The organism is Gammaproteobacteria bacterium, assembly GCA_029862005.1.
Taxonomy (GTDB): Bacteria; Pseudomonadota; Gammaproteobacteria.
In genome coordinates, this window is the sequence record JAOTYD010000003.1 from 154345 (window position 1) to 176569 (window position 22225).

22 protein-coding genes are annotated in these 22225 nt (G+C 53.5%); 9 read left to right on the forward strand and 13 right to left on the reverse strand.

Features of this window, described 5'->3' with window-relative positions:
- The first annotated feature begins 7 nt into the window (after positions 1–7).
- From OES20_03780 to OES20_03790, 3 genes are read left to right on the forward strand one after another with little or no spacing between them, the layout of a single operon-like run.
- Positions 8–1012 carry an NAD(P)-binding protein gene (locus tag OES20_03780; GenBank protein ID MDH3633804.1) on the forward strand — a complete coding sequence of 335 codons (1005 nt, stop codon included), beginning with the start codon at positions 8–10 and terminating at the stop codon, positions 1010–1012.
- 27 nt (positions 1013–1039) lie between these two features.
- Positions 1040–1432 (forward strand): S4 domain-containing protein, encoded by a 393-nt coding sequence (locus OES20_03785; GenBank protein ID MDH3633805.1) that lies wholly within the window; start codon positions 1040–1042, stop codon positions 1430–1432.
- Entirely contained in the window at positions 1429–1767 is a 339-nt protein-coding gene (locus OES20_03790) for a gamma-glutamylcyclotransferase (protein MDH3633806.1), read from the forward strand. The genes OES20_03785 and OES20_03790 overlap by 4 nt, the downstream gene beginning before the upstream one ends.
- 249 nt (positions 1768–2016) lie before the next feature.
- Here the strand turns inward: OES20_03790 and plsB are convergent, their stop codons facing one another.
- Entirely contained in the window at positions 2017–4446 is a 2430-nt protein-coding gene (gene plsB / locus OES20_03795) for a glycerol-3-phosphate 1-O-acyltransferase PlsB (protein MDH3633807.1), read from the reverse strand.
- A gap of 57 nt (positions 4447–4503) precedes the next feature.
- Between plsB and OES20_03800 the strand changes: the two genes are divergently transcribed.
- Positions 4504–5724: a bifunctional alpha/beta hydrolase/OsmC family protein gene (locus OES20_03800; GenBank protein ID MDH3633808.1), complete on the forward strand. Its 1221-nt coding sequence runs from the start codon at positions 4504–4506 to the stop codon at positions 5722–5724.
- A gap of 7 nt (positions 5725–5731) precedes the next feature.
- On the opposite strand, the gene OES20_03805 is transcribed toward OES20_03800, so the two are convergent.
- From OES20_03805 to OES20_03855, 11 genes are all read right to left on the reverse strand, one after another.
- On the reverse strand, positions 5732–6694 hold the full coding sequence (locus OES20_03805) for a DUF3187 family protein (GenBank protein ID MDH3633809.1): 963 nt from the start codon (positions 6692–6694) through the stop codon (positions 5732–5734).
- Positions 6681–8276 carry a peptide chain release factor 3 gene (locus OES20_03810; GenBank protein MDH3633810.1) on the reverse strand — a complete coding sequence of 532 codons (1596 nt, stop codon included), beginning with the start codon at positions 8274–8276 and terminating at the stop codon, positions 6681–6683. The genes OES20_03805 and OES20_03810 overlap by 14 nt, the downstream gene beginning before the upstream one ends.
- Positions 8277–8307: 31 nt before the next feature.
- Complete coding sequence (gene rimI / locus OES20_03815; GenBank protein MDH3633811.1) at positions 8308–8787, reverse strand: ribosomal protein S18-alanine N-acetyltransferase; 480 nt, start codon at positions 8785–8787, stop codon at positions 8308–8310.
- Complete coding sequence (locus OES20_03820; protein MDH3633812.1) at positions 8784–9545, reverse strand: uracil-DNA glycosylase; 762 nt, start codon at positions 9543–9545, stop codon at positions 8784–8786. The genes rimI and OES20_03820 overlap by 4 nt, the downstream gene beginning before the upstream one ends.
- A 6-nt stretch (positions 9546–9551) precedes the next feature.
- A complete protein-coding gene (locus tag OES20_03825; protein MDH3633813.1) occupies positions 9552–11099 on the reverse strand; it encodes a 2-isopropylmalate synthase in 1548 nt (515 codons plus the stop codon).
- A 247-nt stretch (positions 11100–11346) separates the two neighbouring features.
- A complete protein-coding gene (pssA, locus tag OES20_03830; protein ID MDH3633814.1) occupies positions 11347–12129 on the reverse strand; it encodes a CDP-diacylglycerol--serine O-phosphatidyltransferase in 783 nt (260 codons plus the stop codon).
- A 36-nt stretch (positions 12130–12165) separates the two neighbouring features.
- Entirely contained in the window at positions 12166–13182 is a 1017-nt protein-coding gene (ilvC, locus tag OES20_03835) for a ketol-acid reductoisomerase (GenBank protein MDH3633815.1), read from the reverse strand.
- 62 nt (positions 13183–13244) lie between these two features.
- The gene (ilvN, locus tag OES20_03840; protein ID MDH3633816.1) at positions 13245–13739 is read right to left on the reverse strand and encodes an acetolactate synthase small subunit; all 495 of its coding nucleotides are present in this window, start codon (positions 13737–13739) and stop codon (positions 13245–13247) included.
- Positions 13739–15490, reverse strand: a complete 1752-nt coding sequence (locus tag OES20_03845; GenBank protein ID MDH3633817.1) for an acetolactate synthase 3 large subunit — start codon at positions 15488–15490, stop codon at positions 13739–13741. The genes ilvN and OES20_03845 overlap by 1 nt, the downstream gene beginning before the upstream one ends.
- A gap of 220 nt (positions 15491–15710) precedes the next feature.
- The gene (locus OES20_03850; protein ID MDH3633818.1) at positions 15711–15941 is read right to left on the reverse strand and encodes a sulfurtransferase TusA family protein; all 231 of its coding nucleotides are present in this window, start codon (positions 15939–15941) and stop codon (positions 15711–15713) included.
- Positions 15942–16025: 84 nt separating this feature from the next.
- Positions 16026–16370, reverse strand: coding sequence for a rhodanese-like domain-containing protein (locus OES20_03855; protein MDH3633819.1), 345 nt, complete (start codon positions 16368–16370; stop codon positions 16026–16028).
- Positions 16371–16453: 83 nt separating this feature from the next.
- On the opposite strand from OES20_03855, the gene OES20_03860 reads away from it, so the two are divergent.
- From OES20_03860 to OES20_03880, 5 genes are all read left to right on the forward strand, one after another.
- Positions 16454–17836, forward strand: coding sequence for a M48 family metalloprotease (locus OES20_03860; protein MDH3633820.1), 1383 nt, complete (start codon positions 16454–16456; stop codon positions 17834–17836).
- 87 nt (positions 17837–17923) lie between these two features.
- Positions 17924–18367, forward strand: coding sequence for a thiosulfate oxidation carrier protein SoxY (locus OES20_03865; GenBank protein MDH3633821.1), 444 nt, complete (start codon positions 17924–17926; stop codon positions 18365–18367).
- Positions 18368–18369: 2 nt separating this feature from the next.
- A complete protein-coding gene (gene soxZ / locus OES20_03870) occupies positions 18370–18681 on the forward strand; it encodes a thiosulfate oxidation carrier complex protein SoxZ (GenBank protein MDH3633822.1) in 312 nt (103 codons plus the stop codon).
- A gap of 270 nt (positions 18682–18951) precedes the next feature.
- Positions 18952–20289, forward strand: coding sequence for a tRNA (N(6)-L-threonylcarbamoyladenosine(37)-C(2))-methylthiotransferase MtaB (gene mtaB, locus OES20_03875; protein MDH3633823.1), 1338 nt, complete (start codon positions 18952–18954; stop codon positions 20287–20289).
- Positions 20273–20983, forward strand: coding sequence for a 3-deoxy-D-manno-octulosonic acid kinase (locus tag OES20_03880; GenBank protein ID MDH3633824.1), 711 nt, complete (start codon positions 20273–20275; stop codon positions 20981–20983). Before mtaB ends, OES20_03880 begins: the two co-directional genes overlap by 17 nt.
- Before the next feature lie 9 nt (positions 20984–20992).
- Here OES20_03880 and OES20_03885 read toward each other — a convergent pair whose 3' ends face one another.
- The gene (locus OES20_03885; protein ID MDH3633825.1) at positions 20993–22219 is read right to left on the reverse strand and encodes a hypothetical protein; all 1227 of its coding nucleotides are present in this window, start codon (positions 22217–22219) and stop codon (positions 20993–20995) included.
- Positions 22220–22225: the final 6 nt, after the last annotated feature.

The following is a 22225-nucleotide window of genomic DNA, read 5'->3' on the forward strand; positions in this document are numbered from 1 at the left end:
ACCGCTGATGGGCAAAAAGCCATCAGTCGCCATTATTGGCGCCGGTCTGGCAGGACTTACCTGTGGCACAGCACTAAAGGGCCTGATCGAAGACGTCAAGATTTTCGAGAAGAACGTAATCCCCGGCGGTAGGGTAGGGACATTTCGGGCCGGGCATTACGAGTTTAACCACGGCGCACAATATTTCACGGTAAACAATCCACTGTTCTGGAATATAGTTTCAGCCTGGCAGACCGAGGGTATCGTGCGCCCCTGGGACGGCTGGATCGTCGAACTGCAGAAAGGGCAGGTTATTAACAGCGACATGTCGACGCAGCGGTTTGTCGGTGTGCCGCGGATGCAGGTTATCGCGGAGAAACTGGCGCTTAATTGCGATCTGGTGACTTCGGCCAATATATCCGAACTGGAGCGGCAGGCGGGCGGTGGCTGGCGGCTTTTCAACGAACGCGGCGATTATCAGGGTGTGCATGATATTGTCATTATCGCGACTTCGGCGCACCAGGTCGCCAGTTTGTGTCGAGCGATTGCAACAATTGCCAGGCCTGCTGAAAATGTCGATATGACCGCGTGCTGGAGTGCGATGTTCGCTTTCGAGAAAACGCTTAACATTCCCTACGATGCGGCATTCGTTCTTGATTCCCCACTTTCCTGGATTTCCCGTTACCGGATTAACGAAACTGGCAACGATGCCGATTGCTGGGTTTTACAGGCCTCCCCTGAATGGTCTCAGCAATATGCCGCCAGTTTTCGGGGTCGTGTTATGAATGCCCTGCTCGATGCTTTCTGGGAGGCAACTGATCTGGGAGCCAGTCAGCCGGTCTCGTCCTCGGTGCATTGCTGGAAGCACGCATTGCCCATCAATCCGATCAGTGAAGATTCGTTATTCGACGAACCGGGAGCGATCGGTGCCTGCGGTGACTGGTGCACAGCGCCGCGCATCGAGGGGGCCGTGTTAAGTGGTTTTTCGATGGCGGACAGGGTTATGAAATACGTAAATAAGAATTATGATTAACGCGTAGACATGATAACCGGTAGCCGGATGAGTAATAACGAAAATACCGTTCGTCTCGATAGATGGTTGTGGGCAGCGCGCTTTTTCAAAACCAGGGCACTCGCCAGCGAGGCAGTTTCCGGCGGCAAGGTCCACTTGGCAGGCAATCGAATAAAACCGTCGCGCAAGGTTAAATTAAATGATTGCTATGAAATTCAGCGCGGGTATGAGCGTTATGAAGTGATCGTGACCGATGTCTCGGACCGTCGTGGCCCGGCTTCCACTGCACAGAACATGTACCGAGAAACCGAGGGTAGTATCGAACGACGCGTTGACGAGGCGGAGAAACGCAGGTTGGCTATGATGCAGCGGCCCCGTTCGAGTACCCGTCCCGACAAGAAGCAGCGCCGGAAAATACGCCAGTTTAACGAAAAGTTATGAATCGGGTGTTTGTCTATGGCACCTTGAAGAAAGGCCATCGCAATAGCCATTTCATGCATGGCGCCGAGTTCCTCGGTAACTTTAAAACTCAAAAAATTTACTCGATGTACGAGTTCGACGACTATCCCGCGGTGTGCCTGCACGGCCGTCATGCAATCGAGGGCGAGGTTTACCACGTCAGTAATCGCCAGATCAGGATGCTGGACGACCTCGAGTGGTACCCGCACTTCTACCAGCGCATTGAAATCCCGACGAGCTACGGTGATGCCTGGATGTACATCGTAAAAATCGAGTTCTGCCACGGCAAAAAGCAAATCCCCGGCACCTGGCGCTAACCCGCTCATTTAAGCCTCCGCCGTTGCCATGGCGAGTGGATCCCCACAAAAGGCGCTTCCAACCGGCGCAGGCGCCGGTTGGTCCATCCATGGAATCGCTTGGAGCGCGGCATCCCTGCCGCGCTACACTTTTGTGGGGATCCACTCACCGTGGCAAGAATCATGTCCAATATCGAAATACTTTTTCAGGGAGCCGCAGGCCACCCAGTCAGTCCCGAGGAGCCTCATTGGTTGCCGATTGGCGACAGGTTATTGGGGGGCGGTCTTGATCAGGGACAGGATACTGCTGCGGACCTCGGTGCTGAGCAGGTTACGTACATCGAGACTGACGTAATCGAATTCCGTTGCGAACTCCAGCTGCTGCTGATTGTTCTTCACCAGATATTCGTTCTCGAGCATGGTCTCTATAAAGTCCCGAAACAGCAGGCGGTCGAAAAAGTCAGGTGAATTAAAGCCATAAATCATCGAGATTTTTTGTGCGAGCAAATGGCAGCGATGTTCCAGTGTCGCTTCCTGCAATGGATCCCCCGAAGTTTGCCATAGTACGATAAAGGTCATGTAGTATCGCTCGAGAATAGGCTGAACAATGTGCGCCAGCCTGGTCAACTGGATAAATTCGTGATTACTGCGCCGCGGACGTCGTAAATCCTTGTCGACCTGCTCGAGCAGGGATTCGTCGATAAGGCAGGAGATACATTCATCGACAATTTCCTCGAGACCGGTATCCTGCCACTCCAGTTGCAGTTCCGATTTCAGAAACGGGTAAAGCAGTTTTATTTTCCGCTGTACGCTGGCGCGTGGTACCCGTCGGACATTGACGAAACAACAGGCAATCAGCGCCGGGATAACCAGGCTGTGTAAACTATTGTTGCGATAGTATCCAATCAGGACCGAATCCTTCGGCTTCAGGTAAACAATATCACCCAGTTCATGCTCGCGGATGTGAATAATTTTCTGGTCTGCAATACGCCTGATCTGCTTCTTGTTAACCTTGCCTTCGATATGGATCGACGCCAGGCAGTGGGCCCCGCGGATGAGCCGGTGATGGAGGCGGGCCTGGCTTATTAGCTCTTCAATTTCGATGCTTTGCCGGGGCGTGGCAAGCAAAATGGTGGCGATCGAATTGACCGGGTTGATGACGCAGGCGCGATTGATACCGTACATGATCTCCCGGGCCAGATGATGCAGGCTGGCAAGATACCATTCGGGTTTTTGCCTGACCTCTTCGTATCGATCCGAGAAGTCGTCGCAGTGTTGTTGAAGTATCTGGTTGAGCTCAATGGGCTCGCCGAAGCTCGTGGTAACCTTGCCGAAATGGCCCTTGAGCCTGAAAATTGCAGTTAAGGCACCCAGGGTTGACTCGCGTTTCTTGTTACCCCCGTAGAGTTCACCGAGGTAAGATTTACCCTCGATCAGTTTCTCATACCCGATATAAACGGGAACAAAAGCAAGGGGTCGGACCTGGCTCTTGATGTAGGCATCGACGGTCATGCCAAGCATTCCGAACCTGGGCTTGAGCATTCTTCCAGTGCGACTGCGGCCGCCCTCGACAAAATATTCCAGCGGAACCCCGAGCTCAACCAGCTGGTTAATATAGGCGCGAATTACCGCGTTGTAGACTGCGTTATCCTTGAAACTGCGGCGGATAAAAAACGCCCCACCGCCGCGCAGTATCCGGCCGATAAAGGGAATATTGAGATTGTCTCCTGCAGCGATATACGGTAGTGCCAGGTTCTCGTTGTATATTACATAAGAAAGTAGCAGGTAATCGACATGGCTCCGATGGCAGGGAACGTACACCAGTTGATGAGTCAGAGCAGCCTGGCGAATACGTTCGACATTGTATACCTCGATTCCGCTATAGAATCGGTTCCAGAACGCACGCAATAATCGCAGCATGACTTCGATCGTCAGCTGGGTGCAGTCGGCAAATATTTCGCGACAATACTTGTGTGCCCTTGTATAGCTTTGCAGCGTACTATCGGCCTCTTCGGAGACCAGGCTTTGAACGATTTGATCTTCAATAACTTTCGCGGACAAGTGCTTATGGCTGGTAATCTGGGGTCCATGGGTGGCTTCACGCTGTTGACGCAGCATGGCAACCAGAGATTCCTGCAGATCCTGTTCGTCATTGCCGTTTTGTTCTATAAGCTCGCGAAAATCGAGCGCCTGCGAAAAAATAAGCCGCGTGTTACGGCCGTGAAATAAAATGGTAAAGAACTTGCGGGTACGCCCGGCAAGCGCCCAGGTATCCGCGAACAGGACCTGCAGCCAGTTTTTGTGACGTGACAGGGAGCGGCCCCAGAAAACCGAAACCGGCACAACCTGCAAATCCAGATCCTTGTCGTCTGCGAAGGCTTGCATTAATTCGGTCAGCTTCGCCGAGCGTTTGCGCCGGCGTTTAATCCAGTCGGTCAGCGGGCTGCGTGAAGCAATGCTGTAAACGGAGTGCAAATGGCTTAAGGCATCGATCGGGATATGGGCCTGCGGCTCTGGAAGACCGTAGCGATGGCAGGCCTGGGTTAATACCAGTAAATCACTGATGCCACGGTCGGCAAGCACATAGAGTGTAGGACGCGCAGGATCCAGGACCGAAGCCAGATTACCTGCAGGGAAAACATCGACCTTTACCCAGAGAAATAAAATCCTGCGTAGAATTCGATTAAACTGTGGCTTCAACGGGGACCTGTCGGTTTACTGCAAGTCACACAATCATAACCTTTTGGGGGCAACATAATGAATAAAATCAAACTGGAATTTGAAAATTCCAATGGTGAAAAACTGGCCGGTTTGCTTGAACTGCCCGAGCGGGTTGGCGATGTTTCCAGTTTTGCACTGTTTGCGCACTGCTTTACCTGCGGCAAGGATATTGCCGCGGCATCAAGAATCAGTCGCGCCCTCGCCACCCGGGGTATCGCAGTTTTGCGTTTCGACTTTACCGGGCTTGGCAGCAGCGACGGCGATTTTGCCAATACTAATTTTTCATCGAACATCGAAGATTTGATCCTCGCCGCAAAGGCGCTTGAGGAAAGCTATCGAGCCCCGCAAATTCTGATCGGACATAGTCTCGGTGGCGCCGCGGTCCTCGGCGCGGCGGTAAAACTCGATTCCGTCAAGGCAGTGGTAACAATCGGCGCACCCGCGACCGCGCAACACGTGGCCCACCTTTTCAAGGAAAAGGCCGATCAGATCCAGCAGCAGGGTGAAGCGGTGGTTGCACTGGGCGCGCGCGAGTTTTCGATCAAGAAACAGTTTCTTGACGATATCGATCAATATTCGTCAACCGAAAAAATACGCGACCTTGACGCTGCGCTTCTCGTGTTTCATTCGCCCGTGGATACAATTGTGTCGATCGACGAGGCGGCCAGCATCTACCAGTCGGCAAGGCATCCGAAGAGCTTCATCTCGCTCGATCAGGCCGATCATCTATTGAGCAAGGCAGACGATGCGGAGTATGTTGCGCTGACAATCGCCTCCTGGACAAGCCGCTATCTCGAGCTCGGTCCCGAAACGGATACCGTTGAGAATCCGGACCTCGTATCAGGCGAAGTGCTGATATCCGAATTGAATCAAAAGTTTTTACGTGGCATGTACACTAACAGTCACTTCCTGCGAGCAGATGAACCGCAGAAGTACGGCGGCTCGGATTTGGGCCCGAATCCTTATGACCTGTTGCTGATGTCGCTGGGTGCCTGTACCTCGATGACGCTGCGCATGTATGCCAATTTTAAAAAACTGCCGCTTGAAGACGTGTCGATTCGACTGCTACATGAACGCGTACACGCCGAGGATTGCATCGATTGTGATGACAAGATCGAACGCATTACGCGTCGTATTTCCCTGGCAGGTGAGCTGAGTGGAGAGCAACGCCAGAAATTGCTCGAGATCGCCGACAAATGCCCGGTGCACCGGACCCTGGAGAGCGATCCGCAAATTGTGACCGTACTCGAAGATTAAACCTGAATCAGAATCCCGTGCTCAGGCGGGCACCAAAACTGATATCGGGTGCAGTGCCGACCAGGATATCTTCGGAGAAGAACAGGTCGACCCGGTGGTTTTCGAACAATCCGAGAAATCCGAGCCCCAGTTGAATCTGAAGCGATTCATCGAAAGCGTCCAGATCGCTGTCTTCAATCGTTTCGGAATGCAGGTCAAGCTGGGCGATTCCGACCAGTTTCTCGCTAAATCGGTACTCGAGGCCTAGCTGGGCCACCCAGATTTCATCGACGATCAGTCCTTCAAGGGTGCCGTCGTCAGCGGGGAAACTTAATCCCAGCAATCCGTAGAGCGACATTTCTTCATCGATACGCTTTTCACGCGAAATCCAGATTGCGAAATCGACCGCCTCGTTACCGCTGAAATCTGACTCGGAGCCGGTCGGTAACTCGATGCCGACGAAGTAACGGATCTCGTTCTGCGACTCAAAACCGATTGCGATTGAAAGATCGCCGAGGCCGCTGGTGTCACTATCCTGCGAAAACTGTTCGATTCCCTCGCGCAGGTATTCGATGTTAAATTCGTCTTTGGGGAACTTGTCCCGATCGCCTTCAGGTAATCCGAATAATTCGTGCCAGCTATCGATCAATCCGTCGAGCTGACCGCCGCTGTTGGCCGCGAAGGGAATATTTACCTGCGCCAGCCATCGGTCTTTGCGGTAACTGAAACCGAGCTCGTAGCGATAGTTTTCCACGTCGATGACCAGGTTTTCGCCACTTTCACTTTCTTCCTGGAGGGTATTCGTTATATAAAAGCTGTGGTCGATTCGCCAGCCATTGTCTGGGTTAACGGGAGCCTGGGTCGGCAAATAGATTGGTTGCAGCACGGGATTGAGGTCACGCGTCGCAAGGCCCACGCCCGCAGTTGAGATTTTGCTGATGCTGGAGAGAACCATAACGCCCGCAAGTAAAATCCACCTATTCAGTCTCATAGTCACCATGCTCACGGGTTGCGAGAAATTCTATTTCAGGCCAACGTTCCTCGGTCATGGTCAGGTTAACCCGTGACGGGGCAACGTAGGCAAGGTCCCCGGCATGGTCGAGAGCCAGGTTGTTACGCATTTTCTTTTTGAATTCCTCGAGTTTTTTATTGTCGCTGCAGGAGATCCAGCGGGCAGTATTGACGTTAACGGCTTCAAACTGGCAGTCCACACCGTATTCGTCTTTGAGTCGATGAGCGACCACGTCGAACTGGAGCACCCCGACCGCTCCAAGTATCAGGTCATTGTTGGCGATTGGTCTGAATAGCTGGGTTGCACCTTCCTCGCATAACTGGGTCAATCCTTTCAGCAGGGCTTTCATTTTAAGCGGGTCTTTCAGCTGCGCGCGTCTGAACAGTTCCGGGGCGAAATTCGGGATACCGGTGAAGGCAAGCTGCTCGCCCTGGCTGAAGCTGTCACCGATTCGAATGGTGCCGTGGTTGTGAATGCCGATGATATCCCCGGTATAGGCTTCTTCCACGCGCCCGCGGTCGGCCGCAAAAAAGGTCAATGCATCCGGAATTTTCATGTCTTTGCCGATACGGACGTGCCGCAGTTTCATGCCCCGGGTATATTTTCCCGAACAGATCCGCATGAAGGCAATTCGATCACGGTGTTGCTTGTCCATGTTTGCCTGGATCTTGAACACGAAACCGGTGAGCTTGTCCTCGTCGGGTGCAACGTCGCGGCTCCTGGCAGGGCGGGGCGTGGGATGCGGTGCGTATGCGCTGATGGCATCGAGCAGTTCGGCCATGCCGAAATTGTTGATCGCGGATCCGAAGAAGACCGGGGTCAGTTCGCCTCGAAGATAGCTTTCGAGATCAAATTCACTGGCGGCGCCGCGCACCAGCTCGATCTCCTCGCGCAGTTCGTCTGCCATGCCACCCAACACATCGTTAAGCCTCGGGTTGTCAAGACCCTCTATCACTTCACCGGACGATATTTTTTCCGCATCACTCGCGGAAAACAGATGCACCGAGTCGTTGAGTAAATGGAACACTCCTTTCAGACTTTTCCCCATGCCGATGGGCCAGGTAATCGGTGCGCATTGAATCTTAAGCACTTCTTCGACTTCATCCAGCAGGTCGATCGGGTCCCGACCTTCACGATCGAGCTTGTTAATGAAGGTGATGATCGGGGTATCGCGTAACCGGCAGACCTCCATCAATTTAATGGTACGGGCCTCTACGCCCTTGGCGCAGTCGATCACCATGAGTGCAGAGTCAACCGCGGTCAGGGTTCGGTAGGTGTCCTCCGAAAAATCCTCGTGTCCCGGTGTGTCAAGCAGGTTGATAATAATGTCGCGGTAGGGAAACTGCATCACCGACGAGGTTACCGAGATGCCACGCTGTTTTTCCAGTTCCATCCAGTCGGAGGTGGCGTGCCTGGCCGCCTTGCGACTTTTAACGGTGCCGGCCATCTGGATTGCCTTACCAAACAATAACAGCTTCTCGGTCACCGTCGTCTTGCCGGCATCCGGATGCGAAATGATCGCAAAGGTACGGCGTCGACGCATTTCGTCAATGTCTGACATGTATAGCTTCCAAACTTGTTAACAGGACTGGCTAGCGGCTGAGCGCATCGCCAGGCGGTGATATATGCCTTGCAAACAACAAGGCATCTTCACGGCCTTCGTTTGCAGGGTAGTAGTCTTTACGGCATCCGATTTCGTTAAAGCCGGCCGAATTATAGCAACTTATCGCGGCGGTATTACTCGGCCGAACTTCGAGCAACATCGTCCGTGCATCACGGTCACGGGCCTCTTCGACCAGAAACTCGATAAATTGCCTCCCGTAGCCCTTGCGCTGGTGTTCCCTGGCTATCGACAGGTTCAGCATGTGACTTTCGCCGGCGGTGACGCTGATAACCGCGTGACCCACGATACTCTGCTGATAAAGTGCCAGCCAGCAGTGATAGCCGACGCGAATACAGTCGTTGAAGATTTTATCGGTCCATGGAAACTGGTATACCTCGCGTTCGACATTCATGACCCACCGGATGTCGGCAAGGGTCATGCGCCGAAACCACAACTCGGAATTACTCATTGCAGCATCTGGTAGAGCAGTTTTAGATCCTGCCAAGCGATAGCCTTGGCTGATGGGTTGCGCAACAGGTAGGCCGGGTGGTAGGTGACCTTGACCGGAATTTCAGTTCCAGGCAGTTTGTGCATTTGCTTTATCAGCTTGCCAACCGGTTGACTGGTATTGAGCAGGTTATGCGCGGATACCCGACCGACCGAGAGAATTACCCTGGGCGCAAGCTGCTCGATTTGTGCCTCCAGGTAGGCGCGGCATTGTTGCGCCTCATGGGGTTTCGGGTCACGATTATTGGGGGGGCGACATTTTACGATATTAGTGATGTAAACCTGTTCGCGCGAGATACCGATTGCGGCCAGCATCCGGTCGAGCAATTGCCCGGAGCGTCCGACAAAAGGTTCGCCACGAATATCTTCCTCGTGCCCCGGGCCTTCGCCGATAATTAAAAGATCTGCGTGTCGGTCACCAACTCCGGGTACTTTTTGCGTGCAATTTTGCGCAAGCTCGCAGGCGTCACAGGTATGGATTGCGTCGATAATCGAATCCCAGGATGCGAAGCTTTCTGGAATAGATGTCTCGGCAACAGGGCTCACCGGGATCACGGTAGTCGAACCTTCAATGACATCAGCTTCGGTTCGTGATACAGGGTCGCTGCCTGCCTCGGCGACAGGTTCGCTTGCCGACCTGTCGCCGGGGACAGCTTGACGTTCACTCCAAACTTGAATGCCGATTCCCTGCAGGCATTGCTGTTGCCGGTTGGTTAACATCGACTTTTATACATCTCCCAGCTGGGGATGGGTTCGATCAGCGCTATTGATTACCTTGTTCAAGGCATTGATATAGGATTTTGCCGAAGCAATGACAATATCCGTATCGGCTCCCTGGCCATTGATGACGCGGCCTTCTTTTTCGACCCTGACGGTAACCTCACCCTGCGAATCGGTTCCGGTCGTAATTGCGTTGACCGAGTAAAGCTGCAGGTTGACGCCGGTCCCGGTCAACTTTTCAATTGCCTTGAAACAGGCGTCGACCGGCCCGTCACCGCTGGCTTCAGCCTGTTTCTCGCTGCCATCGATATTCAGCGTCATCGTCGCGCAGGGTGTTTCACCGGTTTCACAGCAAACTTTCAGGCTGACCAGCTTGATGGTTTCGTTTTCGGTTTCGAGCGCGGCTTCGTTGACCAATGCGAGCAGGTCTTCATCGTAGATATCGTGCTTTTTATCCGCCAGGCTCTTGAAACGGGTGAAGACCTCGTTCAGTTCCTCCTCCGATGCGAACTCGATGTTCAGCTCCGCCATGCGCGATTTGAAGGCATTGCGGCCCGAATGCTTGCCAAGCACCAGCTTGTTGGTTGACCAGCCAACATCCTGGGCGCGCATGATTTCGTAAGTCTCACGTGATTTCAGGACGCCATCCTGGTGGATGCCGGATTCATGCGCGAAGGCATTAGCCCCAACAATTGCCTTGTTAGGCTGTACTGTAAAGCCGGTTATTCCTGAAACCATTTTAGAGCAGTTCATGATTTGCGTGGTGTCAAGACTGGTATCGCAGGGAAATATATCCTGGCGGGTTCGAACCGCCATGACGATTTCCTCTAACGATGCGTTTCCGGCGCGTTCGCCCAGGCCGTTTATGGTGCATTCAACCTGGCGTGCACCGCACAACACGGCGGATAATGAATTACCGACTGCAAGCCCCAGGTCGTTGTGACAATGCACGGAAAAGATCGCCTGGTCCGAGTTGGGGATGCGCTCCATCAGGTCCTTAATCAATTGACCGAATTGATGTGGCACATTGTAACCCACGGTATCCGGGATATTGATCGTCGTCGCGCCCTCGGCGATAACTGCCTCGATGATGCGGCACAGAAAATCAGGTTCCGAACGACCCGCATCTTCGGGGGAAAACTCGACGTCGTCGGTGTACTTTCGCGCCATGCGAACGGCCGCCACGGCTGCTTCTACCACCTGGTCGGGTGTCATGCGCAGTTTGTGTTCCATGTGAATGGGTGAAGTGGCCAGAAAGGTATGGATCCGTCCCGAAATAGCGGGTTTGATGGCATCGCCGGCGCGCTCGATATCGACCTGTTTGGCCCGCGCGAGCCCACATACCGTACTGTCCTTGATGATTTCGGCAACTGCCTTAACCGATTCGAAATCCCCGTCACTTGCAATTGGAAATCCCGCCTCGATAATGTCGACTTTCATCAATTCAAGTGCCCGCGCGATGCGTATTTTTTCATCACGCGTCATCGACGCACCCGGACTCTGCTCACCATCGCGCAGCGTGGTGTCAAAAATGATTAATTTCTCTTTGCTCATGGCTATCTCGTCTGTCTGAACGTTAAATATAATGGGTGTTGTTTACGTTTGCCCTCGTCAGGAGTTCTCTGATCTGCCTTACGGCAGCAGAGCGAGCAGCAGAGACAGCAGCAGGTACGCAGGCAGGAGACCCAGGCTGGCTGGAGTCTGTATTGGGGAACTGGGGTACCGAAATTGCATAGAATGAAATATAGCCAACTCTGACGAGCTTGCCAAGCAAAATCTCGGTTCTATGCTCAGGCGGGAGTTACTGCTGGGATCCCGAAAGGCGCACCCGCTTGCGATTCCAGCGGAATAGCGAAACGATCGGGCCGGACAACATGTACAGGAAAAAGAAAGAGAACAGCACGGTTGCCGTTTCCATTGACAGGAAAACAAAAATCAGCACCACCGCCAGTATCGCCACGAAAGGGACGCGTTCGCGTAAATCGAAATCCTTGAAACTGTAGTAAGGGAATCGTGAGACCATCAGGATCCCGGTCACGGTGGTAAGCACCAGTGCCGCGTAGGTCACGTCCTCTCCGGCGATGTCGTAACTTTCGCATACCCAGACCGCACCCATGACCACGGCTGCTGCCGCGGGACTGGCAAGACCCTGGAAGTAGCGCTTGTCGGCAACGCCGATCTGGGTATTGAAGCGCGCCAGTCGGAGCGCGGTCGAAGCTGCATAAATAAATGCTGCCAGCCACCCCAACTTACCCATGAACGGCGATACATCGCGCAGATATTCCAGCGACCACAGGTACATGATCAGTGCCGGCGCGACACCAAATGAAACCATATCGGAAAGGCTGTCGTACTCGGCGCCAAAGGCCGACTGGGTATTGGTCAGGCGCGCCACGCGGCCATCCAGGCCGTCGAGTAAACCGGCCAGGAAAATTGCGATTGCGGCAATTTCAAAGCGCTCATTCATGGCCGCGATAATCGCGTAGAACCCGGCAAACAGGGCGCCCGTGGTGAACATGTTGGGCAACAGGTAGATGCCCTTGCGCATACGCTTGCGAACTTCTTTCGGGTTGCTGTCATCCATAGATTCAGGACCGACGCGAGGCGCCTACGAATCCTTTTAGTTTTTGGATTTATCCACCAATGCGTTAGCGCTTAGCCAGGGCATCATCGCTCGCAGCCGGGCGCCGACCTGTTCGATTTCATGTGCCGCATTGTTGCGACGCCAGGCGGTCATCTCGGGGTAGTTCGATTGACCTTCACTAATGAATTTTTTCGCATAGGCGCCGCTTTGAATATCGTTCAGGCATTCCTTCATCGCCCAGCGACTTTCCTCGTTGATAATCTTCGGGCCGGTGCTGTATTCGCCGTACTCTGCATTGTTCGAAATCGAGTAGTTCATATTGGCGATACCGCCCTCGTGGATCAAATCAACAATTAACTTGAGCTCGTGCAGGCATTCGAAATAAGCAAGTTCGGGGGCATAGCCGGCTTCGACCAGTGTTTCGAACCCGGCCTTGACCAGCTCGATGGTGCCCCCGCACAATACCGTTTGCTCACCGAACAGGTCGGTTTCGGTCTCGTCCCGGAAAGTGGTTTCGATAATTGCGGTGCGCCCGCCGCCGATACCGGCAGCGTAGGATAGCGCCAGTTCTTTTGCCATGCCCGAGGCATCCTGCTGGATCGCGATCAGGTCAGGAATACCGCCGCCCTTGACAAACTCGGAGCGCACGGTGTGCCCCGGCGCCTTGGGTGCGATCATAATGACGTCGAGATCTGCGCGCGGCACTACCTGGTTGTAGTGAATCGCGAATCCATGCGCGAACGCCATGGCAGCGCCCTGCTTGATATTTGGTTCGATTTCGTTGGCGTAAAGATCGCTTTGAAATTCATCGGGGGTAAGGATCATGACTACGTCGGCTTCGCGGATAGCGTCAGCAGTATTCTTGACGGCGAGACCCGCCGCCTCGGCCTTGGCGGCCGAAGCCGAGCCCTCGCGCAGTGCGACTGTAACGTCGACGCCGGAATCTTTAAGATTATTCGCGTGGGCATGGCCCTGTGAACCGTAACCGACAACGGTGACCTTTTTGCCCTGGATGATGGATAAATCGCAATCCTTATCGTAATAAATGTTCATAACTGCCTCGTGTCGAAAATCTGGTTAATGTTTTTTTATTAAAGCGTACCTTCCGGGTACCACTAAATGGTAAGCGCTTTTTCGCCGCGCATTATACCCATCGAGCCGGAGCGAACCACCTCGACGATGTTGTTTTCGTGCATGGCCCTGATGTAAGCGTCGAGTTTATCCCCAGCGCCGGTCAACTCGATACAGAAAGTGGTATCGGTGACGTCGATAATACGTGCCCGGAATATATCCGACAGGCGTTTTACCTCGGCACGCTGCGATTCGCCTTCGGCCTTGACCTTGACAAACATCATTTCACGCTCGATGAAATTACCCTCGGTAAAGTCCTGCAGCTTGACGACATCGACGAGTTTATTGAGCTGCTTGGTGATCTGCTCGATGATACGATCCGAGCCGGTTGTAATAATCGTCATGCGCGACAGGGTCTGGTCTTCCGTGGTCGCCACCGTCAGCGATTCGATGTTGTAACCCCGCGCGGAGAACAAACCGGAGATACGGGAAAGTGCGCCGGCCTCGTTTTCGACCAGCAGGGAAATGATGTGTCGCATTAAACCAGTTCTCCCTTCGCCTTTAGTGATGCCTGCACTTTCTGCTGCAGCGGGGAGATATCCATTTCGTTATGGGCTTTTCCGGCCGAAATCATCGGGTATACATTCGCTTCCTGGTCGGTAATGATGTCGAGAAACACGGTTCGGTCCTTGAGCTTGAAGGCCTCAACCATTGCATCGTGTAAATCGTCGGGATCTTCGACGCGAATGCCGACGTGCCCGTAGGCCTCGGTCAGCTTGACGAAATCGGGCAGCGAATCCATGTAAACATGCGAATAACGCTTCTCGTAGAAGAATTCCTGCCACTGGCGCACCATTCCGAGATAGCGGTTATTAAGATTAATAATCTTGACCGGGGTGCCGTACTGCAGGCAGGTGGATAACTCCTGGATGCACATCTGGATGCTGCCTTCTCCGGTGACGCAGGCGACGTCCTTATCGGGGAAGGCAAGTTTGACGCCCATCGCAGCGGGAAGTCCAAATCCCATCGTGCCGAGACCCCCGGAATTGATCCAGCGTCGTGGCTTATCGAAATGATAGAACTGGGCGGCATACATCTGGTGTTGACCGACATCCGAAGTAATATAAGCATCACCCTTGGTGACTTTATAGAGTTCTTCCACGGCCTCCTGCGGCTGAATCAGGCCTTTCTTCTTCTCGTAAGCGAAGCTTTCCTGCGACTGCCAGGCCTTGATAGTTTTCCACCACGCATCAAGCGCCTTCTTGTCGACTCTGAGATCGGTGTGTTCCAGCTGTTTTATCATCTCGATCAGAACCTGTCTGGCACCCCCGACGATCGGAATATCGGCGTTGATCGTTTTTGAAATTGATGCGGGATCGATATCGACATGAATAACTTGGGCATAGGGGCAGAACTTACTGGTCACACCGGTTATACGATCGTCAAAACGTGCCCCGATGCAAATTAAAACGTCGCATTCGTGCATCGCCATGTTGGCTTCGTAGGTGCCGTGCATGCCCAGCATTCCAATAAATAGCGGATCGGTTCCGGGAAAAGCCCCCAGGCCCATCAGGGTTTGCGTGATCGGATATCCGAGCTTACGCACAAAGCTGCGCAACTCATCCGACGCATTGTCGAGAATAACGCCGCCGCCGGTATATATCATGGGCCGCTTGGCACTGAGCATTAATTCGATTGCACGTTTAATCTGGCGCGGATGACCCTTGAAATTCGGATTGTAGGAGCGCATCTCGACCTTTTCCGGGTACTGGTACGGAATCTTGATATGCGGCGCGGTAATATCCTTCGGGATATCGACAACGACGGGGCCGGGACGACCGCTGGTGGCAACGTAAAAAGCCTTCTTCAGGGTCTCCGCCAGTTTATTTAAATCCTTGACCAGGAAATTATGTTTGACACAGGGTCGGGATATGCCCACCGAGTCGACTTCCTGAAATGCGTCACTACCGATTGCGTGGCTTGGAACCTGACCGGTTATTACAACCAGTGGTATCGAATCCATGTAGGCAGTCGCGATGCCGGTGATCGCGTTGGTCGCGCCGGGACCGGAAGTCACCAGGCAGACGCCTGGCTTGCCGGTTGCCCGTGCATAACCATCCGCGGCATGCGTAGCACCTTGCTCATGACGCACCAGGATATGCTCTACGTCGTCCTGCTTCTGCAGTGCGTCGTAGATATGCAGGACGGCACCACCCGGGTAGCCAAACAGGTGTTTGATCCCTTCGTCTTTCAAGAACTGGATTATTATTTCGGAACCCGATAATTCCACACTAACCTCTGATAATCATTAAAACAAAAAGCGCAATTGTTTATGCCAAACCCAAAATTCTATTATGGTTAATAGTCAAATGCACTAATAACAGCTTGGATTTATTGAAGATATCCCAAAAAATCGCAAATTTAGACGCCCAGGGCCGGGATTATCGATGTTTGCGGCTCGGAATCGATTTAAGCCGGGTTTGACGGGATTTTCAGGAGAATCGGGGACTTCAGATTTTCTTCAGTAGAAAAACAAACTTTCCACCTTCCTCACCCGATGACAACAGCTGGATATTGGTCTGCTTCGAAAATGCCTCGAAGTCTTTTATCGATCCCTGGTCAGTCGAGATTACTTTCAGGGTTTGACCGCGCTCCATGTCGTCAAGCATTTTCCTTGCCCGCAACATTGGCAGCGGACAGTTCAGTCCCGAGGCGTCAAGTTCCCGGTCGAATGTTGCCATCAAAAATCTCCGTTTGCCGGTTGGCGGGTCTTACCAAACGGCATTTATATGTCAGGGCTTTTTAAAAGGCAAGCGAGACCGTAACTAGACGATGGCCTCGGCGGGTTTAAGGTCGAGAGCATGACCTCCCGCCGCCCACTTGACGACGCCACCGCGCAGACTGATCACGTTATTGATACCCTGCTGGTTTAAGAAACGGCAAACCTGCGCAGAGCGGCTCCCGGTTCGACAGTAGATAACGATTTGGCGCGGTGATTCGGAGAAGTAGTTGATTTTTAGCGGGATGAGGTGCATCGCCAGCGTCTTGGCGTTGGGCAATACACCACGCTCGATTTCCGCCGGGGTACGGATATCGAGTAATTCAAAATGATCTTCCTTGCGTAACATGCGATGCAAATCGGAAACGCTTATTTCTTTTATCCGGGACATAGAACCTGGCTTGTGGAACGAATACTGTACTACTGTGTCGATACTATTCTAATATAGTCCAATTTTATATCGATCCCAGTAAAATGTTGTTGTGTTTCCGGCTATTACGCAATCTCGGCCTCATGGCCTGTATCGGAATTTCGCTGCTGCTAAACAGCCAGGTTTCCTACGCGAATTCCGAGCTGCCGAGCCTGGGTGAAAATGCGCCATTTAACATTGACCGCGAGACGAAGTTAGGGCGCTCGGTTTACGAAAAACTTCTGGCAAACGGGTTGATCGAAACCAACCCGTTGCTCGATCACTATATTAATGACTTTGGATTCCGGTTACTGGCAGGAGTTGACAACCGCGCGCGCGAGTACCGTTTCTTCATCGTGCGTGATGATTCGGTAAACGCATTCGCGCTGCCCGGCGGCTATATCGGTGTGAACCGGGGTTTGATCGCGCTGGCTCGTACCCAGCACCAGTTGGCCTCGGTGCTGGCACACGAGATAGCCCACGTCCGATTGATGCACGGCATCAACATGATGGAAAAAGCAGGTGAGATCAGCAACGCGACCATTTTGACGATGCTCGCGGGTTTGCTGGTCGGGAGCGTCGATTCACAGGCCGGTAGCGCGTTGTTATTTGGTGGTGCGGCGGCCGGTCAGCAAGCGATGATCAATTACACCCGGGAGAACGAATACGAGGCCGATCGGATCGGGATCGGGCTGTTGAGTGATGCCCGGTTCGATCCCCAGGGCATGGTCGAGTTTTTCGGCATCATGGGTCAGCTCTCGGGCAGTTCCGGGCTTGGTGGGATCGAGTACTTGCGTACCCATCCACTCAGCAATAATCGTGTCGCGGAAGCGATTAACCGGGCCAATAGCTTGCCCGCAGGTGCCAACCAGGTGGACGATTTTTTGTTGTTCAAGGATTTTCTGCAATACCTGAGTAGTGATCACTTACCGCTGCAGGGTAGCGAATATCTGCGTGCGCTGGCCTCGATTCAGGCCGCCGAGTATCAGCGTGCCGATAAGATGCTGGGTGAGTTATACCGTGGCGATAGTGAAAACATCTGGTACGGCATCGCTTATGCAGAAAACCTGGAACAGCTGGGGCGCGAGGCCGACGCGGAGCTGGTGTATCGGCGCTTGCTCGATATCTTCCCCGGGGACTACGTGCTTTCGCTGCGCCTGGTACGCTTGCTCAAGATGGTCGGCCAAAATCAGGCCGCGCTGTTGATTGCAAGGCGGCTCGAAAACAGGTTTTCTCAAGAGCAGCAGGTTTATTTCGAGTTATCGGAAATTTACCGGGCGCTGCAACAACCTGCTCTGCGTATGATGGCCGAGGCAGAATTTCATCGAATTACAGGTAATCCGCAACAGGCAGTAAAACTCTACGATCAGGTACTTAAGTTACCCGAGACAGATCTCGCTACCGAATCAAAGGCTCGCGAAAAGCGCCTGCTGCTGTTAGAAAAATAACAATCGACCCTCGCAGAAATAAAGCTTTAGCCGCGGCTGCCGATAAGTATTCTGTAACCAGAATATTGTTATCAGCAGGCACCCGGCATGAAAAGAAGAACCCTATTGAAAGCGAGCCTTCAGCTAGGCGTTGGCGCAATGCTGTTTCCGGGGGTCGCGCTGAGCGCTTATCCCACCAGGGCCTTTCTGGCCAAGCAGATACCGGACGCACTGCGCGAAGCTTTCGGTACGGCTGATATCGGCGAGAGCGACAAGATAGAAATAGAAGCGCCGCATATCGCCAGCGATGCGAACATGGTTCCGGTCAGAATCAGATCCGGGTTTGAGAATACCGAGTCAATCTCGCTCGTGGTTACGGGAAACGAACCACCCTTTACCGCCTATTTCAAAATTTACCAGGCGCAAAGTTTTGTATCGACTCGAGTGAGGATGGCCGCTACCAGTGATCTGCTGGTCATTGTCAAGGCCGATGGGATTCTGCACACCAACAAGCGACCGGTTCGCGTCAGCCGTAACGGCTGTGGAGAGTAGCCATGGCCAGGACCCTGAAAATCCGCGCACACGAGATTGATGGACAGGTAGTCGTCAAAAGCGTGATCAACCATCCCATGGAAACCGGGCAGCGCAAGATAAAGAAAACCGGGAGAAAGATACCTGCTCACTTTATCAAGGAAGTCGTCGTCAGCCGCAACCGGAAGATTGTCATGGAAGCTTTCTGGGGTAAGTCGATTTCGAGGAATCCATATCTTTCTTTTCAGATTCCGGGCCGTAAGGGTGACACGATTACCATCTCCTGGCTCGACAACCGCGGCAATTCCGATACCGCCAGCGCCAACGTCCGCTAACCGATTCGTTATTCCGGGCAAGCACGTCACACAATCATAACGCTTGAATAACCAGTCTCTGGTCGGGACCCACCCCCGAAAGAACGCCGCAAAAGGCGCTTCCAACCAGCGCGAACGCCGGTTGGTCCATCCATGGAATCGCTTGGAGCGCGGCGTCCCTGCCGCGCTACACTTTTGCGGCGTTCTTTCGGGGGTGGATCCCTGAAATAATCTGGGTTTTGGTAGTGGAAGTTGTTAGAATCCGCGGACTTTTTCAGGAGCAATCAACAAGTGTTGATCAACTTCCAGGCACTCGGTTGTCGGCTTAACGAAGCCGAGCTCGAAACCTGGGCCAGCGAATTCTTGCAGCGCGGACACCAGGTGACCACCGATGCCGCGGAAGCCGACGTGGTCGTGTTCAACTCCTGTGCCGTTACCGCGCAGGCGGACCGGAAATCACGCCAGCAGATCGGACGTTTGCAGCGTAACAATCCGAAGGCCAGCCTCGTGGTTACGGGCTGTCATGCCAGCCTCAATCCCGACGCGGTCAAACGCTACCTAGGCGTTGACCTTGTCGTCGATAATCAGCAAAAAGAGCAACTGGTGGAAACCACGCTGGCTCTGGTTGGTAACCGTAGCGTCAACGATATGCTACATGAACCGTTAGTTGATCAATCGCTGAATGCATTGCTGGTGCGAGGTCGTCACCGTGGATTTATCAAGATTCAGGACGGCTGTCGCTATCGCTGTACTTATTGTATCGTCACGATTGCCAGGGGTGCCGAGCGCAGTCGTTGCGAGGCAGAGATTCTGGCCGAGATAAACAGCTTGCATCGACAGGGCGTGCAGGAAATTGCGCTGACCGGCGTGCATGTTGGCGGTTACGGCAGCGATATCGGCTCCAGCCTGTATCGCTTGCTAAGCGAGATTCTCGAGCATAGCCAGATTCCCCGAATTCGGCTGGCCTCGGTCGAACCCTGGGACCTGCCTGATCATTTCTTCGATTTATTCCAGGATTCGCGTTTGATGCCGCACATGCACCTGCCCATTCAAAGTGGTAGCGACACGGTTTTACGTCGGATGGCGCGGCGCTGTAAGACCAATGAGTTTGCGCGCCTGGTGGATAGGGCACGAGAGGCAATTCCGTTATTTAATGTAACTACGGACCTGATCACCGGATTTCCAGGCGAGACCGAGCAGGAATGGCGCGAGACCATGGATTTCGTTACCAAGACAGGGTTCGGGCACATTCATATTTTCCCCTTTTCGGCACGTGCTGGAACCAGGGCAGCCAGTTTGCCGGGGCAGGTCGATGGAACCATTAAAAAGGCACGCAGTCGCGAGATGCATGCGCTGGCGGCAAGGTTGAAGCGGCAGGAACTGGAGCGTCATATTGGTACCAGGGCTGAGGTGCTTTGGGAACAGCAGATTAACCATAGTCTCGGTCAGTGGATTGGTTACACGCCGCATTACCACAAGGTCACGTCGATGAATGCGCAAATTTCCGCGGCCGAAATTAGTGCAGTGAGCATCGATACCGTTTCCGATGATGGATCGATGCTCGTAAACGAAGGATACCGGACACAGGTTATGGTCGACGATATCGGGCAACATGACGCGCGAATTTAAATCGTCGAAATGTTTCATTCTGCAATTGCAAAGCAGTACACGCGAATTTACCGACGAAATGTTTACTGCCGATTACTGGCAACATCAACCGGGTTACCAGGTTATCAGTGCCGGGGGGCGTGGTGGAAGCTGCCTGATCGAGATCGATGGCAGGGAAGCTGTCCTGCGCCGTTATCATCGCGGCGGTATGGTGCGCAAAATGCTCAGCGATCAATACCTGTGGTTGGGCAAGACTTTAACCCGACCCTGGCGTGAATGGAAAATTTTACAGCGTGCGCGTAAAGCAGACCTGCCCGTGCCCGAACCGATCGCTGCCTGTGCCTGCCGCAGCGGCCTGGTTTATCGGGCGGCATTGATAACGGCGTACCTGGTCAATACCGAGATGCTGACACAGCGCCTGCAGCATGAAAATCTCGGGACAGAAAATTGGTACCAGCTGGGATTACTCATCAAGCGCCTGCACGCGGAGGGTATACGCCACGCCGATCTCAACTCGGACAATATACTGATCGATTCGCAGAATCGTTTTTTCGTGATTGACTTCGACAGGGCGCGTATCATGAATCAAATCGACGACTGGCAATGGCAACCTCTTTTTCGCTTGCAGCGATCGATAGAAAAGAGAAATCGGAACCGGGGTCTCCACTATGGCGAAGACGATTGGCAGGCCCTGATGGATGGTTACCAGTCGTAAAGGACTCGGTTACGGTCGGTTGCTGATTAGGGCCATGTATTGCTGAATGATGTCCGGTTGGCTCATCACGCGGGACTTTGCCTCCTGTCCTAGTGCTTCCGCCCGTTCCGGGTGTCTTAGTAGATCGGCGATCGACGCCCAGCACTCGGTAACGCTTCCTACCTGCAGCACACCCTGGTCAGCGCCTAACATCCGGATATCCTCGGCTATATTACTGTCCGAGGGCCCGGTAATAATCGCACGACCGAGGCTTGCGGGTTCGAGCAGGTTGTGACCGCCGGTTGTATCGAAAGAACCTCCCATGATGACAACCCTGGCGTGGGCCATCAAGGCAGCTAGTTCGCCGAGCGTATCCGCCAGGTAAACCCCGGTTTCCGGTTCAATTGGTTGCGCCTTGCTGCGTACTGAATAAGTCATGCCCAGGTCTTCGATCTGGACCTGAATTGTCCCGCTGCGGTCGGGATGCCGGGGTGCCAGTACGATCAGAAGGTGCTCGAGTTCCGGCGGCCGTGCTGCCAGGAACTGCTGTTCCTCGCCGGAGTGACTGGAAGCAAGAATCACGTAATCGCGTTCGATCAACCGGGATACCGGATTCGCCTGTTTACCGTGTAACTTGAGGTTGCCAACGATCCTGATGCGATCTTCGCTGACCCCCAGGCGTGTAAAAGCATCCAGGTCCTGTTTGTTGCGCGCCAGGATTTGAGCGAAATAGCCGAGTGTCGTCGATAACAGGCCGCGCACGAATCCACCCGCGTCCAGGGATTTCCGTGACAGGCGGGCATTGACCAGCAACAACTCAACGCCACGGCTGCGCGCCTGGTAGAGCAGCTCGGGCCAGAGCTCGGTTTCCATTACCAGGCCCAGCTTTATGTTGTGTTGTCGAAAGAAGCGTCGGCATGGCCAGCAGTGATCGAATGGAATCACGCTGCTGCAAACCGAATCGGAAAAAAGGTCCTGAATCACCTGGTAGCCGGTTGCGGTAAAACTCGTGAATAACACGTTTTCACCCTGCTGCATCAGCGCTTGCACCAACGGCGTGACGGCGTTTACCTCGCCAACCGACGAGGCGTGCACCCAGATCCGTTCATCATTGCCGCCCTGCAGGCCGAACATTCGCATTGACAGGTAACGCGGCAATCCGTGTTTGAAACCGTGTTTCAACGCGTGCAGGATCCAGAATAGGTACAACGGAAAGGTGAGCAGGCGATATCCAAATCCGGGTGACGGCACTGTCATTTCATC

What these genes read in the sequence shown, in the direction of transcription:
- OES20_03780 (MDH3633804.1), top strand. Translation starts at nt 8, where the DNA reads ATGGGCAAAAAGCCATCAGTCGCCATTATTGGCGCCGGTCTGGCAGGA.
- OES20_03785 (MDH3633805.1), top strand. Translation starts at nt 1,040, where the DNA reads ATGAGTAATAACGAAAATACCGTTCGTCTCGATAGATGGTTGTGGGCA.
- OES20_03790 (MDH3633806.1), top strand. Translation starts at nt 1,429, where the DNA reads ATGAATCGGGTGTTTGTCTATGGCACCTTGAAGAAAGGCCATCGCAAT.
- OES20_03800 (MDH3633808.1), top strand. Translation starts at nt 4,504, where the DNA reads ATGAATAAAATCAAACTGGAATTTGAAAATTCCAATGGTGAAAAACTG.
- OES20_03805 (MDH3633809.1), bottom strand. Translation starts at nt 6,694, where the DNA reads ATGAGACTGAATAGGTGGATTTTACTTGCGGGCGTTATGGTTCTCTCC.
- OES20_03810 (MDH3633810.1), bottom strand. Translation starts at nt 8,276, where the DNA reads ATGTCAGACATTGACGAAATGCGTCGACGCCGTACCTTTGCGATCATT.
- rimI (MDH3633811.1), bottom strand. Translation starts at nt 8,787, where the DNA reads ATGAGTAATTCCGAGTTGTGGTTTCGGCGCATGACCCTTGCCGACATC.
- OES20_03820 (MDH3633812.1), bottom strand. Translation starts at nt 9,545, where the DNA reads ATGTTAACCAACCGGCAACAGCAATGCCTGCAGGGAATCGGCATTCAA.
- OES20_03825 (MDH3633813.1), bottom strand. Translation starts at nt 11,099, where the DNA reads ATGAGCAAAGAGAAATTAATCATTTTTGACACCACGCTGCGCGATGGT.
- pssA (MDH3633814.1), bottom strand. Translation starts at nt 12,129, where the DNA reads ATGGATGACAGCAACCCGAAAGAAGTTCGCAAGCGTATGCGCAAGGGC.
- ilvC (MDH3633815.1), bottom strand. Translation starts at nt 13,182, where the DNA reads ATGAACATTTATTACGATAAGGATTGCGATTTATCCATCATCCAGGGC.
- ilvN (MDH3633816.1), bottom strand. Translation starts at nt 13,739, where the DNA reads ATGCGACACATCATTTCCCTGCTGGTCGAAAACGAGGCCGGCGCACTT.
- OES20_03850 (MDH3633818.1), bottom strand. Translation starts at nt 15,941, where the DNA reads ATGGCAACATTCGACCGGGAACTTGACGCCTCGGGACTGAACTGTCCG.
- OES20_03855 (MDH3633819.1), bottom strand. Translation starts at nt 16,370, where the DNA reads ATGTCCCGGATAAAAGAAATAAGCGTTTCCGATTTGCATCGCATGTTA.
- OES20_03860 (MDH3633820.1), top strand. Translation starts at nt 16,454, where the DNA reads ATGTTGTTGTGTTTCCGGCTATTACGCAATCTCGGCCTCATGGCCTGT.
- OES20_03865 (MDH3633821.1), top strand. Translation starts at nt 17,924, where the DNA reads ATGAAAAGAAGAACCCTATTGAAAGCGAGCCTTCAGCTAGGCGTTGGC.
- soxZ (MDH3633822.1), top strand. Translation starts at nt 18,370, where the DNA reads ATGGCCAGGACCCTGAAAATCCGCGCACACGAGATTGATGGACAGGTA.
- OES20_03880 (MDH3633824.1), top strand. Translation starts at nt 20,273, where the DNA reads ATGACGCGCGAATTTAAATCGTCGAAATGTTTCATTCTGCAATTGCAA.
- OES20_03885 (MDH3633825.1), bottom strand. Translation starts at nt 22,219, where the DNA reads ATGACAGTGCCGTCACCCGGATTTGGATATCGCCTGCTCACCTTTCCG.